We start from the raw sequence: 12950 nt of genomic DNA, 5'->3' as shown, positions 1-12950 counted from the left end.
ATGGCCGATGACTCCCAGCAGATCCTCCCCGAAGTTCGCCTGGTCAAGCCCGGTGAAACCCATCGCCTGTGTCGCTGCGGGCATTCCCCCGACATGCCCAACTGCACATCCAACTGCGCCCACTCTCTGATTCTGCGCCCCGAGCGCGAGCAGCGCCTCTTGTTGTGCCGCTGTAACCGATCCGCAAACCTGCCCTACTGCGATGGCAGTCACAGCCCGCCGGCCACTGGTCTGGCCGACAGATGGCGGCGTTTTTTCCGCGTTCGCTGAGAACGCCATGCCCGTCCCCTGAGTCGAAAGCAGCGAATCGTCTTAATGCTGCGTGCGGATTTGTGTGGGTGATCTCAAGACAACTCCATGGCTAAATGACATCATATTGGTGTCATGGCTTGTCTGTTGTTCGGTTGCCCATTTGCGGAGAACTTGATGTACAAACTGTGTTTCTACGTGCCGGAGTCTCATCTGGAACCGGTGAAAAAGGCGGTGTTCGCAGCGGGAGGCGGGCGTGTAGGTCTTTACGACAGCTGTTGCTGGCAGGTGCTCGGTCATGGCCAGTTCCGCGCCCTGGAGGGTAGCCAGCCGTTCATTGGGCAGGTCGGTAGCATCGAGCAGGTTGCCGAGTGGAAAGTGGAAATGGTCGTTGCCGACGAGCTGATCCACGATGCGGTCAAGGCTCTGAAGAAGACTCATCCTTACGAAACGCCGGCCTTCGATGTCTGGCGTTTGTCCGATCTGCAGTTTTGAATCGATATGAAAAAGGCGCCGACGGCGCCTTTTTCGATGCAGCGGCTCAAGGCCTTATTTCGATCAGCGTCCCATCCTTGACCAGGCTCCACACTTCGCGCATGTCGTCGTTCTTCATGGCGATGCAGCCTTCGGTCCAGTCGAGGGTGTGGAAGAACCACTCCGGGTATTCCTCATCCAATGGCGTGCCGTGGATCATGATCATGCTGCCCGGTGGCACCCCGGCTTCCTTGGCCTTGGCCAGGTCGCGCGCGTTGGGGTAGGAGATGTGCAGCGACAGTTGGTACTTGTCGCTCGGCTTGCGCCAGTCGATCCAGTAGAAACCTTCCGGTGTGCGCAGGTCGCCCTCGCGCTGCTTGGCGCCATTGGGCTGCTTGCCCAGGGAAATGCGGTAGGACTTGATGGTCTCGCCGCGCTGCTGCAGATGCAGTTTGCGTTCGGACTTGAGCACCAGCACCTTGTCCACGGTGCGGCTGCTGGTCGCGGGTGTGGTGCTGGCCAGGGCGTTGAGGCTGAGAGTCAGGCAAAGCAGGGGCAACAACCAACGCATCGGGAACGTCCGCAGGGTCAACGGGGTGTGTAATGGGCGCGCAGCGCTTCGAGTGGCTCGTTGCGTACCGGAAAGAGATTCTGCCGACGGTCGGCGAAGAAGCATTCTAAGGTACGGCCTATGGTCGGGAAAGCCAGCTCTGACCAAGGGATCTGCGATTCCTCGAACAGCCTTACCTCCAGGCTCTCTTCGCCGATGGCGAAATCCAGATCGACCAGTTCGGCGCGAAACATCATGTACACCTGGCTGATGTGCGGCAGGTCGAACAGGGTGTAGAGGCTGAGGTCGCGCACGCGGGCGCAGGCTTCTTCTAGGGTTTCACGAGCGGCGGCCTGTTCGATGGTTTCGCCGTTTTCCATGAAGCCGGCCGGCAATGTCCAGTAGCCACGGCGTGGCTCGATGGCGCGCCGGCACAGCAGCACCTGGTCACGCCATACGGGCAGGCAGCCGGCGACGATGCGCGGGTTCTCGTAATGCACGGTGGCGCAGTGACCACAGACGTGGCGCATACGGTTGTCGCCCGCCGGGATCATACGGGTCACGGGGTTGCCGCACTGACTGCAGAATTTCATGCCCGGTCCTCTTTTTCTGGCGTTATCTTGGCGGTCTGCGTCTTGGCCGGCAAGCCCGCGATTCAGGCCGGCCTGTCCTGTCGTCGGGGTTGGGCGGCCGGCTGCTTTCATGCCATGATGCCTGGCAAAACAAGACTCCGAGTATGCCCATGCTGGACGAGTTGCTCCATCGTGTGCGCGGCTACAGCCCGCGTCCTCTGGAGACCGAGCGCAGCTTCCCCGAGGCGGCGGTGCTGGTCCCGATAACCCGCAGTGATGAACCTGAGCTGGTGCTGACCCTGCGCGCCAGCGGTTTGTCGACCCACAGCGGCGAGGTCGCCTTTCCGGGGGGGCGGCGCGACCCGGAAGATCGTGACCTGGTGGACACCGCGCTGCGTGAGGCCGAAGAGGAAATCGGTCTGCCGCCAGGGCTGGTTGAGATCGTTGGGCCGCTCAGCAGCCTGGTCTCGCGGCACGGCATCGAGGTCACGCCATACGTCGGCCTGGTGCCGGACTACGTGGAGTACAAGGCCAATGATGCCGAGATCGCCGCGGTGTTCTCGGTGCCGCTGGAGTTCTTCCGCAGCGACCCGCGCGAGATGACGCACCGCATCGATTACCTTGGGCGCAGCTGGTACGTGCCGTCTTACACCTATGGTGAGTACCGCATCTGGGGGCTCACCGCGATCATGGTGGTTGAGCTGGTCAATCTCGTCTACGACGCCGGCATTGCCCTGCACCAGCCACCCGAACATTTCATACACCTGCGCTGATAGCGCCGAGGACTGACGAGCATGAAATACCGCCTGGGAAGCTCCCGTGTCGACGCCCATCCCGACAGCTGGGTCGCGCCAAGCGCCGATCTGATCGGCAAGGTTCGTCTGGAGGCGGGGGCCAGCGTCTGGTTCGGCGCGGTGCTGCGTGGCGATAACGAACTCATCCATATCGGCGAGAACAGCAATGTGCAGGACGGCAGCGTCATGCATACCGATATGGGGTTTCCGCTGACCCTGGGCAAGGGCGTCACCGTGGGTCACAACGTGATGATGCATGGCTGCACGGTGGACGATTACAGCCTGATCGGCATCAATGCGGTGATCCTCAACGGCGCCAAAATCGGCAAGTACTGCATCATCGGCGCCAACAGCCTGATTCCCGAGGGCAAGGTGATTCCTGATGGCAGTCTGGTCATGGGCAGTCCTGGCAAGGTGGTGCGCGAGCTGACCGAGGCGCAGAAGAAGATGCTGGAGGCCAGCGCCGCTCATTACGTTCATAATGCGCAGCGCTACGCTCGCGAGCTGGTACCTGACGATGAGTGATTTGGAAAAACCGGTGCGCTCGCCCTGCGTGCATGTCTGTGCGCTGGATGAGCAGGATGTCTGCATCGGCTGTCAGCGTACCGTCGCCGAAATCACCCGCTGGGGCCGCATGGACAATGCCGAGCGCCGCGAGGTGCTGCAACGCTGCCTGGAGCGCGCCCGTGCTTCAGGTCTCTTAATGACTCCTTCCTGATTCACTGTTCGAGGAACCCTCATGCCCCGTATTGGAACCCCTTTGTCGTCTTCCGCGACCCGTGTACTGCTGTGTGGCTGCGGCGAGCTGGGCAAGGAAGTGGTGATCGAACTGCAGCGCCTGGGCTGCGAAGTCATCGGTGTGGATCGCTATGCCAATGCCCCTGCCATGCAGGTGGCGCACCGCAGCCACGTGATCGACATGCTCGACGGCGCGGCCCTGCGCGCGGTTATCGAGAAGGAGCAGCCGCATTACATCGTGCCCGAGATCGAGGCCATCGCCACCACTACTCTGGTTGAGCTGGAGGCCGAAGGTTTCAACGTGGTGCCGACCGCACGTGCCGCACAGCTGACCATGAACCGCGAAGGCATTCGTCGTCTTGCGGCAGAGGAGCTGGGCTTGCCCACCTCGCCGTACCATTTCTCCGACACCTTCGAGGATTACGCCACGGCGGTGAAATCCGTCGGCTACCCCTGCGTGGTCAAGCCGATCATGAGCTCTTCCGGCAAGGGCCAGAGCGTGCTGAAGAGCGACGCCGACCTGCAGCGTGCCTGGGACTACGCTCAGGAAGGCGGTCGCGCCGGCAAGGGGCGGGTGATCGTCGAGGGCTTCATCGATTTCGATTACGAAATTACCTTGCTCACCGTGCGCCATGTCGGTGGCACCAGCTTCTGTGCGCCGATTGGCCATCGTCAGGAGAACGGCGACTATCAGGAGTCCTGGCAGCCGCAGCCGATGAGCCCCAAGGCCCTGGCCGAGTCCGAGCGCGTGGCGCTGGCAGTGACCGAAGCGCTGGGCGGGCGCGGTCTGTTCGGCGTCGAGCTGTTCGTCAAGGGTGACCAGGTATGGTTCAGTGAAGTCTCGCCGCGCCCGCACGACACGGGCCTGGTGACGCTGATCTCTCAGGAGCTGTCCGAGTTCGCCCTGCATGCGCGCGCCATTCTCGGCCTGCCGATTCCTGTTATTCGCCAGATGGGGCCGTCGGCTTCGGCGGTGATTCTGGTCGAGGGCAATTCGCAGCAGGCCAGTTTCGCCAACCTCGGCGCCGCGCTGAGTGAGGAAGACACTGCGTTGCGCCTGTTTGGCAAGCCGGAAGTCAAAGGCCAGCGCCGCATGGGTGTGGCGCTGGCGCGTGACGAATCCATCGAAACTGCTCGCGCCAAGGCGCTGCGCAGCGCGCAAGCGGTTCGCGTCCAGTTGTGAGTCGGCATGCGCTGTGGTGGCTGGCGACACTGCCACTGCTGCCATTGGCGCTGCCTCTGGCCTTGCACACCCGGCGCACGGCATTGCGTCTGCCGGTTGCGCAGGGCGAGTCAAGTGGCATCGCCGCTGCGCATTTGCCGGGTGAGCCTTTACGCCTGCTGCTGATCGGTGAGTCGACCGTGGCGGGCGTCGGGGTCACCACCTTCGATCAGTCCCTGGCGAGTTGCCTGGCGGTCGCCTTGGCCGAGCGCCTTGGTCGGCCGATACGCTGGCGCGCCTGTGGCGAGAACGGCATCACTGCGCCTCAGGCTCATGAGCGCCTGCTACCGCTGGGTTTGGCGGAGCCGGCCGACCTGGCGCTGCTGGTGTTCGGTGTCAATGACACCACCCACCTCACGGCGAGCAAGCGCTGGCTGCAGGCGCTTGCCGGAATGGCTAATGCGTTGGAAGGGCAGGGCTGCCGCGTGGCGTTCAGCGGCGTGCCGCCGTTGCAGCATTTCAGTGCCTTGCCGTGGTTGTTGCGGCAGTTGATGGGCTGGCGAGCCAGCTTGCTGGACCAGGAGCTGCAGCGTCTGGCGCAGCGTCTGGGCGCGCTGCACTGCGTGCTGGATCTGCCGTTCGAGGCGCGCTACCTGGCCGAGGATGGCTATCATCCGTCGGCATTGGGCTATCGGCAGTGGGCCGATGGCCTGGCTGAGCGCCTTACTCCGTCGCTGCTGCGTCTGGCTTGACCTTTTCCACCTGCCAGACGCGAACGCTCTTCACCCGGTTTTCCGCCGCCTGGAGAATCTCCAGGCGGTAGGGGCCGATCTTCAGGCACACGCCGCTGTCCGGGATGCTCTCCAGCGCTTCGGTGATCAGGCCATTGAGGGTCTTGGGGCCGTCGCTGGGCAGGTGCCAGCCGAGGGTCTTGTTCACTTCGCGAATGTAGGCGGCGCCATCAATGACCAGGGTGCCATCTTCCTGCGGATGGATGTCCGGGCTGCGCAGGCTGTCCTGGTTGCTGAAGTCGCCGACGATTTCTTCGAGGATGTCTTCCAGGGTGACGATGCCGATCACATCGCCATATTCGTCGACGACGATGCCGATGCGCCGCTTCTGCTTCTGGAAGTTGATCAGCTGGGTCGCCAGTGGTGTGTTTTCGGGGATGAAGTAAGGCTCGTTGCAGGCTGCCAGCAACGTTTCTTTGGTCAGTTGGTTATGGCTCAGCAGGCGGGCGATCTGGCGCATATGTACCACGCCTTCGATCTGGTTGATGTCGCCACGAAACACCGGCAGGCGCGTGTGCGAGGTGCTGCGCAACTGGCCGATGATGATTTCCAGGTCGTCGTTGAGATCGATGCCGGTCACTTCGTTGCGCGGAATCATGATGTCGTCGACCGTGACCCGCTCAAGGTCGAGGATGCCCAGCAGCATGTCCTGGCGGTTCTTCGGCAGCTCCGAACCCGATTCGCGCACCACGCTGCGCAATTCCTCGGTGGATAGGCTGTCGCTGGCGCGCTGCGCCGGGTCGACGCCCAGCAGGCGCAGCAGGCCATTGCTGATCGCTCCCGTCAGCCATACCACCGGGTAGAGCACGCGCTGCAGCAGGCTGAGTACGCGACTGGCGGGGAAGGCCACCAGTTCTGGGCGCAGCGCGGCCAGGGTCTTGGGGGTGATCTCGCCGAAGATCAGCACGACGATGGTCAGGCCGGCGGTGGCGATGGCGATACCGGCTTCCCCCCACATGTCCACCGCCAGCACCGTGGCGATGGAGGCGGCGAGGATGTTGACCACGTTGTTGCCGACCAGGATGGTGCCGAGCAGGCGGTCCGGGCGATCCAGCAGGCGGGTGACGCGCTTGGCGCCGCTGTGTCCTTCCTTGGCCAGGTGCTTGAGCCGGTAGCGGTTGAGGCTGAGCATGCCGGTCTCGGAGCTGGAGAAGAACGCCGAGCAGAGAATGAGGAAAATCAGCAGGCCGAGCAGGTAGCTCGAATGAATGTCGTTCACGACGTCTGCCTCAGATGTGCAGGATGAATTCGCGTACCAGCTTGCTGCCGAAGTAGGCCAGCATCAGCAGGCAGAACCCGGCGAGGGTCCAGCGAATGGCCTTGTGGCCGCGCCAGCCGAGCTGGTGGCGACCCCATAGCAGCACGGCGAATACCACCCAGGCGAAGCAGGAAAGAATGGTCTTGTGCGCCAGGTGCTGGGCGAGCAGATCATCGATGTACAGCGCGCCGGACAGCAGCGACAGCGACAGCAGCAGCCAGCCCGCGAAGAGAAAGCCGAACAGCAGCGTCTCCATGGTTTGCAGCGGCGGGAAATTGCGGATCAGCCCGGACGGATGCTTGTGTTTGAGCTGATGGTCCTGCAGCAGCAACAGGATCGACTGGAACACGGCGATGGTGAGCATGCCGTAGGCCAGGATCGAGAACAGAATGTGGGCGAGGATGCCGGGGTGCTCGTTGATCGGATTGATGGTGCCACTGGGCATGAACTCCGCTGCCAGCACGGTCAGCGTGCCGAGCGGGAACAGGAGTAACAGCAGGTTCTCCACCGGTATGCGCAGGCAGGCCAGCAGAATCAGGGCAATGACCGCGCTGGCGATCAGGCTGGCGGCATTGAAGAAGTCCAGATAAAGGCCGTGGGCGCCGTACAGCTGGTAGAACAGGCTGACGCCGTGAAGGCAAAGCGCGACCACGCCAAGCAGCGCGAGCAGACGTTTGTCAGGAATGCTGCGCTGCGTAAGGCGCAGTCCTTGGTAAGCGGCGGCGCCGGCATAGAGGAGGGCGGCGGCGAGGCTGGGCAACAGAGGGTGCATAAATCCGTGTAAGGCGAGCCCGAAAGGCGCTGAGTGTGGCACAGAAGGACCTCAGCACGAAAGACTGCCGGCGGTGTCGGCAGCTCGGCGACTCCGCTATAATCCGCCGCCTGTCGCACGCCCGGCGCGCCGGGTCGCCCCTATCGAAGGAACGCGCATGTTCGAAAATCTTACCGATCGCCTGTCCCAGACGCTGCGTAACGTCACGGGCAAGGCCAAGCTGACCGAAGACAACATCAAGGATACGCTGCGCGAAGTGCGCATGGCCCTGCTCGAGGCCGACGTGGCTCTGCCGGTGGTCAAGGACTTCGTCGGCAAGGTCAAGGATCGCGCCGTTGGTACCGAAGTCTCCAAGAGCCTGACCCCGGGGCAGGCGTTCGTGAAAATCGTCCGCGCCGAGCTGGAAGAGCTGATGGGCGCGGCCAACGAAGATCTGGCACTCAATGCAGCGCCGCCTGCCGTGGTGCTGATGGCGGGTCTGCAGGGGGCGGGTAAAACCACCACCGCCGGCAAACTGGCCAAATTCCTCAAGGAGCGCAAGAAAAAGTCGGTGCTGCTGGTCTCCGCCGACGTCTATCGCCCGGCTGCAATCAAGCAGTTGGAAACTCTGGCAGGCGATCTCGGGGTGACCTTCTTCCCCTCCGATGCCAGCCAGAAGCCGGTGGATATCGCCAACGCAGCGATTCGCGAAGCCAAACTGAAATTCATCGATGTGGTCATCCTCGATACCGCCGGTCGTCTGGCCGTGGATACCGAGATGATGGCCGAGATCCAGGCACTGCATGCTGCAGTCAACCCGGTCGAAACGCTGTTCGTGGTCGACGCCATGACCGGCCAGGATGCCGCCAACACCGCCAAGGCCTTTGGTGAAGCGCTGCCGCTGACAGGCGTGGTGCTGACCAAGGTCGACGGTGATGCCCGTGGCGGTGCGGCCTTGTCCGTACGCCATATCACCGGCAAGCCGATCAAGTTCATTGGTATGGGCGAGAAGAGCGACGCGCTCGAGCCCTTCCATCCGGATCGTATCGCTTCGCGCATCCTCGGCATGGGTGACGTGCTCAGCCTGATCGAGCAGGCCGAGCAGACTCTTGATCGCGAGAAGGCCGAGAAGCTCACCAAGAAGCTGAAGAAGGGCAAGGGCTTCGATCTCGAAGACTTCCGTGATCAGCTGCAGCAGATGAAGAACATGGGCGGCCTCGGCGGCCTGATGGACAAGCTGCCGTCCATCGGTGGCGTCAACCTGTCGCAGATGGGTAGCGCTCAGGGCGCGGCCGAGAAGCAGTTCAAGCAGATGGAGGCGATCATCAACTCGATGACGCCCGCCGAGCGTCGCGACCCTGACATCATCAGTGGCTCGCGCAAGCGCCGCATCGCTCTGGGCTCCGGTACCCAGGTGCAGGACATTGGTCGCCTGATCAAGCAGCACAAGCAGATGCAGAAGATGATGAAGAAATTCACCGCCAAGGGTGGTATGGCCAAGATGATGCGCGGCATGGGTGGCATGCTCCCAGGTGGCGGCGGAATGCCGAAATTCTGAGGTCTGCACCCCGGCCGATGGCCGTACGGAAAAAGAGATTTGCAAACCGCCGCATAATCCTTAAAATATGCGGCCTTTCGGGCCCAGGCCCATTTTTAATGTGTGCCTCAAGTTAGCACCGACTATAGGAACGATGTTCACATGGTAACCATCCGTCTTGCTCGTGGCGGCTCCAAAAAGCGCCCCTTCTACCACCTGACCGTGACCAACAGCCGCAATGCGCGCGATGGTCGTTTCGTTGAGCGTATCGGTTTCTTCAACCCGATCGCTGCTGGTGGCGAAGTGCGTCTTTCCGTCGACCAAGAGCGTGCGACCTACTGGCTGGGCCAGGGCGCTCAGCCGTCTGAGCGTGTTGCTCAGCTGCTCAAGGAAGCTGCCAAGGCTGCTGCCTAAGCATCTTTATGAGTACGACGCCGGCCGTCGCCGAGGATTTGATCGTTCTCGGCAAGATTGTTTCGGTGCACGGCGTCAAGGGTGAAGTGAAGGTGTATTCCTTTACCGATCCCATCGATAACGTGCTCGATTACCGCAACTGGACGCTCAAGCGTGACGGTGAGGTAAAGAAAGTGGAACTGACCAGCGGCCGCCTTCAGGGCAAGGTGCTGGTAGCCAAGTTGAAGGGTCTGGATGATCGAGAAATCGCGCGTACCTACGCCGGTTTTGAGATTTGCGTGCCGCGTAGCGAGCTGCCAGAACTGGAAGATGGCGAGTTCTATTGGTACCAGTTGCAGGGCTTGAAGGTCATTGATCAGGCAGAGCAGTTGCTCGGTGTGATCGACCACTTGTTCGAAACCGGTGCCAACGATGTGATGGTGGTCAAGCCCTGCGCGGGCAGTCTGGATGATCGCGAGCGTCTGTTGCCCTACACGGGGCAGTGCGTGCTTTCGATCGACCTGGCAGCTGGCGAGATGCGGGTCGACTGGGATGCGGATTTCTAAGGCTTATGCGCGTAGAAGTCATCACCCTGTTTCCGGAAATGTTTGCCGCCATCGGCGAGTACGGCATCACCAGTCGCGCGGTCAAGCAGGAGCTGCTCAAGCTCAATTGCTGGAATCCGCGAGACTACACGACGGATCGTCACCATACGGTGGATGATCGCCCTTTCGGCGGTGGTCCGGGAATGGTGATGAAGATCAAGCCTCTCGAGGATGCCTTGGCCAGTGCCAGGCAAGCCGCGGGAGAGACGGCGAAGGTGATCTACCTGTCGCCGCAGGGGCGTCGCCTTAATCAGGCAGCGGTCCGCGAGCTGGCGCAGGAGGATGCATTGATCCTGATCGCTGGTCGTTATGAAGGCATCGACGAGCGTTTCATAGAAGCGCATGTCGATGAGGAATGGTCGATTGGCGACTACGTCCTGTCCGGCGGTGAGCTGCCGGCCATGGTGCTGATTGATGCGGTGACGCGCCTTTTGCCTGGTGCATTGGGTCATGCCGATTCGGCCGAGGAGGACTCCTTTACGGATGGCCTGCTCGACTGCCCGCACTACACCCGCCCGGAGGTGTATGCGGATAAACGTGTTCCCGACGTGTTGCTTAGTGGCAACCACGAACACATCCGGCGCTGGCGTTTGCAGCAGTCCCTTGGTCGGACCTGGCAACGCCGCGCTGATCTTCTGGATAGCCGCTCGCTTTCTGGAGAAGAGAAGAAGCTGCTGGAGGAATACATCCGCCAGCGGGACGATAGTTAACGTATCGATGACGGGCCGGGAGGCTTGTCTTAGGAGCGCAGCATGACCAACAAGATTATCCAGATGCTCGAAGCTGAGCAGATGAACAAAGAAATCCCGACTTTCGCCCCGGGTGACACCGTAGTGGTTCAGGTGAAAGTGAAGGAAGGCGACCGTCAGCGTCTGCAGGCTTTCGAAGGCGTGGTTATCGCCAAGCGTAACCGCGGCCTGAACAGCGCCTTCACCGTGCGCAAGATCTCCAGCGGTGTTGGTGTCGAGCGTACCTTCCAGACCTACAGCCCGCTGGTCGACAGCCTGGCAGTCAAGCGTCGCGGTGACGTGCGCAAAGCCAAGCTGTACTACCTGCGCGACCTGTCCGGCAAAGCCGCGCGCATCAAGGAAAAGCTGTCCTAAGTTCGGACGCTTCTCTGACAAAAGCAGCCTACGGGCTGCTTTTGTCGTTTCTGGCCTCCAGTAATCATCAGTGGCAATGGCATGACCCCGAGAGAGCAAGAGATTCAGCGGCGCATCGCGCTGTCGGAAACCCGCGTGACCAAGGCGGTGTTTCCGCCGACCACCAATCATCACAACACCCTATTCGGTGGCACGGCGTTGGCCTGGATGGACGAAGTGTCGTTCATCGCTGCCACGCGTTTCTGCCGTTTGCCGCTGGTCACGGTGTCCAGTGATCGCATCGATTTCAAGCATGCGATACCGGCCGGCTCCATCGTCGAGTTGGTTGGGCGGGTGATCAAGGTGGGCAATACCAGCCTCAAGGTGGAAGTCGAAGTATTCGTCGAGGGGCTGTATCAGGAAGGGCGCGAGCGGGCGATCAGCGGAAGTTTCAGCTTCGTCGCCGTCGATGATCAGCAGAAACCCGTGCCGGTCTTGCCGGGCTTCATTGGCTAGTCATGTGCCTGTCTGATCGTCAGGCTGGCCTGCTGGTGCGTCGGGTGTAGGCTGTGGAACACTTGCTTGCTGTGTAATTGAAGGTCAATCGATGCCCGCGCTGACTCACCCCCTCATCGAGCGCTTCCTCGAAGCGCTATGGTTGGAAAAGGGCCTTTCCGCCCACACTCAGGCCGCCTATCGCAGTGATCTGGAGCACTTCAATGCCTGGCTCGACGGACGCGGCCTGGCGCTGCAGCATATCGGGCGTGACGCCATTCTCGATCACCTGGCCTGGCGTCTCGAGCAAGGCTATCAGGCGCGTTCCACCGCACGCTTTCTCTCTGGTCTGCGTGGCTTCTACCGCTTTTTGCTGCGCGAAACGCTGATCAGCGAAGACCCGACGCTGCAGATCGAGTTGCCGCAGATCGGTCGGCCACTGCCCAAGTCATTGTCCGAAGCGGATGTCGAAGCGCTGCTGCAGGCGCCGGATCTGGATGACCCCATCGGTCTGCGTGATCGCGCCATGCTCGAGGTGCTCTATGCCTGCGGTTTACGCGTCAGTGAGCTGGTGAGTCTGACGCTGGAGCAGGTCAATCTGCGCCAGGGCGTGCTGCGGGTGTTCGGTAAAGGCAGCAAGGAGCGCCTGGTGCCACTGGGCGAAGAGGCCATTGCCTGGATCGAGCGTTACACACGCGAGGCGCGTCCGTTGTTGCTGGGTGGTAAACCCAGCGATGTGCTGTTCCCCAGCCTGCGTGGTGAGCAGATGACTCGGCAGACCTTCTGGCATCGCATCAAGCATCAGTCTCAGGTTGCAGGTATCAGCAAGGCGTTGTCGCCGCACACATTGCGCCACGCTTTCGCGACTCATCTGCTCAATCACGGTGCTGATCTGCGCGTGGTGCAGATGTTGCTGGGTCACAGCGATCTGTCCACCACGCAGATCTACACTCACATCGCTCGCGCTCGCCTGCAGGAGTTGCATGCGCAGCACCATCCGCGCGGCTGACGGGTCACGAGCAAGCCCCGCCACCGTTGCCGGTGGCGGGGTTTGTTGTTTTCAGGCGCTGCACTTTGGCTTGCCGGGCGAGTTGGTCGTGATGACCATCAGCTCTGGCTGGCACAGGCGCTGGAGAGTTGTTCGTAGCCGAGAACTTCCACGTCACCCGCGCTGTTGCGGTAGGTCATCTTCGCCGTGACCACTTCGCACTGCGGGCTGTTGGGCACGTCGATGGAAATCACCTTGGCGATATCCAGGTTCTGGCCGTAGCGGTAGGGCGTGGCCTCGGCACTGTGGGCGAGGGTGGTGAGCGACGCGCTGAGCGCGAGAGCAGTCAGGGCGGTGGCGAACAGGGTGCGGGTTTTCATGGTGGTTCTCCTCTTGGGGCCGCGCTCGGGCTTTGGCCGCGAGCGCTGGCTGCTAGCTGTCAGACGATGGTCAAGGTGACGTCGATGTTGCCGCGGGTGGCGTTGGAGTACGGGCAGACGATGTGCGCGCG

At 61.8% G+C, this 12950-nt stretch carries 19 protein-coding genes and 1 pseudogene; 14 read left to right on the top strand and 6 right to left on the bottom strand.

Translation table 11 applies throughout. The annotated features are described in order from the left end of the window. Complete coding sequence (locus tag BLR77_RS25945) at nt 1-270, top strand: CDGSH iron-sulfur domain-containing protein (RefSeq protein ID WP_074682328.1); 270 nt, start codon at nt 1-3, stop codon at nt 268-270. Nucleotides 271-426: 156 nt separating this feature from the next. Next, nucleotides 427-744, top strand: a complete 318-nt coding sequence (locus BLR77_RS23230; protein WP_074682326.1) for a YqfO family protein — start codon at nt 427-429, stop codon at nt 742-744. A gap of 46 nt (nt 745-790) precedes the next feature. Here the strand turns inward: BLR77_RS23230 and BLR77_RS23225 are convergent, their stop codons facing one another. Both BLR77_RS23225 and BLR77_RS23220 read right to left on the bottom strand, forming a co-directional pair. Further along, the gene (locus BLR77_RS23225; RefSeq protein ID WP_074682324.1) at nt 791-1294 is read right to left on the bottom strand and encodes a L,D-transpeptidase family protein; all 504 of its coding nucleotides are present in this window, start codon (nt 1292-1294) and stop codon (nt 791-793) included. 17 nt (nt 1295-1311) lie between these two features. Next, a complete protein-coding gene (locus BLR77_RS23220) occupies nt 1312-1866 on the bottom strand; it encodes an NUDIX hydrolase (protein WP_074682322.1) in 555 nt (184 codons plus the stop codon). Nucleotides 1867-2015: 149 nt separating this feature from the next. Here BLR77_RS23220 and BLR77_RS23215 point away from each other — a divergent pair, with 149 nt between their 5' ends. From BLR77_RS23215 to BLR77_RS23195, 5 genes are read left to right on the top strand one after another with little or no spacing between them, the layout of a single operon-like run. Then, complete coding sequence (locus tag BLR77_RS23215; protein ID WP_074682420.1) at nt 2016-2618, top strand: CoA pyrophosphatase; 603 nt, start codon at nt 2016-2018, stop codon at nt 2616-2618. A 21-nt stretch (nt 2619-2639) separates the two neighbouring features. Next, complete coding sequence (locus tag BLR77_RS23210) at nt 2640-3164, top strand: gamma carbonic anhydrase family protein (RefSeq protein ID WP_074682320.1); 525 nt, start codon at nt 2640-2642, stop codon at nt 3162-3164. Further along, entirely contained in the window at nt 3157-3357 is a 201-nt protein-coding gene (locus BLR77_RS23205; protein WP_074682318.1) for a DUF1289 domain-containing protein, read from the top strand. The genes BLR77_RS23210 and BLR77_RS23205 overlap by 8 nt, the downstream gene beginning before the upstream one ends. Before the next feature lie 21 nt (nt 3358-3378). Then, on the top strand, nt 3379-4560 hold the full coding sequence (gene purT, locus BLR77_RS23200; protein ID WP_074682316.1) for a formate-dependent phosphoribosylglycinamide formyltransferase: 1182 nt from the start codon (nt 3379-3381) through the stop codon (nt 4558-4560). Then, on the top strand, nt 4557-5291 hold the full coding sequence (locus BLR77_RS23195) for an SGNH/GDSL hydrolase family protein (protein WP_074682314.1): 735 nt from the start codon (nt 4557-4559) through the stop codon (nt 5289-5291). The genes purT and BLR77_RS23195 overlap by 4 nt, the downstream gene beginning before the upstream one ends. Here the strand turns inward: BLR77_RS23195 and BLR77_RS23190 are convergent. Next, a complete protein-coding gene (locus BLR77_RS23190; protein ID WP_074682312.1) occupies nt 5263-6549 on the bottom strand; it encodes an HlyC/CorC family transporter in 1287 nt (428 codons plus the stop codon). The two genes, BLR77_RS23195 and BLR77_RS23190, sit on opposite strands and share 29 nt — an antisense overlap. Nucleotides 6550-6559: 10 nt before the next feature. After that, the gene (locus BLR77_RS23185) at nt 6560-7360 is read right to left on the bottom strand and encodes a cytochrome C assembly family protein (protein ID WP_074682310.1); all 801 of its coding nucleotides are present in this window, start codon (nt 7358-7360) and stop codon (nt 6560-6562) included. A gap of 157 nt (nt 7361-7517) precedes the next feature. Between BLR77_RS23185 and ffh the strand changes: the two genes are divergently transcribed. From ffh to xerD, 7 genes are all read left to right on the top strand, one after another. Further along, nucleotides 7518-8897 (top strand): signal recognition particle protein, encoded by a 1380-nt coding sequence (gene ffh, locus BLR77_RS23180; RefSeq protein WP_074682308.1) that lies wholly within the window; start codon nt 7518-7520, stop codon nt 8895-8897. Between the two features lie 141 nt (nt 8898-9038). Next, nucleotides 9039-9290: a 30S ribosomal protein S16 gene (rpsP, locus tag BLR77_RS23175; RefSeq protein ID WP_003246162.1), complete on the top strand. Its 252-nt coding sequence runs from the start codon at nt 9039-9041 to the stop codon at nt 9288-9290. Nucleotides 9291-9298: 8 nt separating this feature from the next. After that, nucleotides 9299-9835 carry a ribosome maturation factor RimM gene (rimM, locus tag BLR77_RS23170; protein ID WP_074682306.1) on the top strand — a complete coding sequence of 179 codons (537 nt, stop codon included), beginning with the start codon at nt 9299-9301 and terminating at the stop codon, nt 9833-9835. A 5-nt stretch (nt 9836-9840) separates the two neighbouring features. Continuing rightward, nucleotides 9841-10584, top strand: a complete 744-nt coding sequence (gene trmD / locus BLR77_RS23165) for a tRNA (guanosine(37)-N1)-methyltransferase TrmD (protein ID WP_074682304.1) — start codon at nt 9841-9843, stop codon at nt 10582-10584. A gap of 42 nt (nt 10585-10626) precedes the next feature. Then, nucleotides 10627-10977, top strand: coding sequence for a 50S ribosomal protein L19 (rplS, locus tag BLR77_RS23160; protein WP_045734872.1), 351 nt, complete (start codon nt 10627-10629; stop codon nt 10975-10977). An 81-nt stretch (nt 10978-11058) separates the two neighbouring features. Further along, entirely contained in the window at nt 11059-11472 is a 414-nt protein-coding gene (locus tag BLR77_RS23155; RefSeq protein ID WP_074682302.1) for an acyl-CoA thioesterase, read from the top strand. Between the two features lie 91 nt (nt 11473-11563). Further along, the gene (gene xerD / locus BLR77_RS23150; protein WP_074682300.1) at nt 11564-12460 is read left to right on the top strand and encodes a site-specific tyrosine recombinase XerD; all 897 of its coding nucleotides are present in this window, start codon (nt 11564-11566) and stop codon (nt 12458-12460) included. A gap of 98 nt (nt 12461-12558) precedes the next feature. On the opposite strand, the gene BLR77_RS23145 is transcribed toward xerD, so the two are convergent. Both BLR77_RS23145 and BLR77_RS25340 read right to left on the bottom strand, forming a co-directional pair. Continuing rightward, nucleotides 12559-12819, bottom strand: a complete 261-nt coding sequence (locus tag BLR77_RS23145; protein ID WP_074682298.1) for a DUF2790 domain-containing protein — start codon at nt 12817-12819, stop codon at nt 12559-12561. Between the two features lie 59 nt (nt 12820-12878). After that, nucleotides 12879-12950 (bottom strand): annotated as a pseudogene (locus tag BLR77_RS25340) (organic hydroperoxide resistance protein); the annotation flags it as partial.

This window comes from Ectopseudomonas alcaliphila (assembly GCF_900101755.1).
GTDB classification, from domain to species: domain Bacteria; phylum Pseudomonadota; class Gammaproteobacteria; order Pseudomonadales; family Pseudomonadaceae; genus Aquipseudomonas; species Aquipseudomonas alcaliphila.
This window is presented reverse-complemented; position numbering and strand designations above follow the sequence as displayed.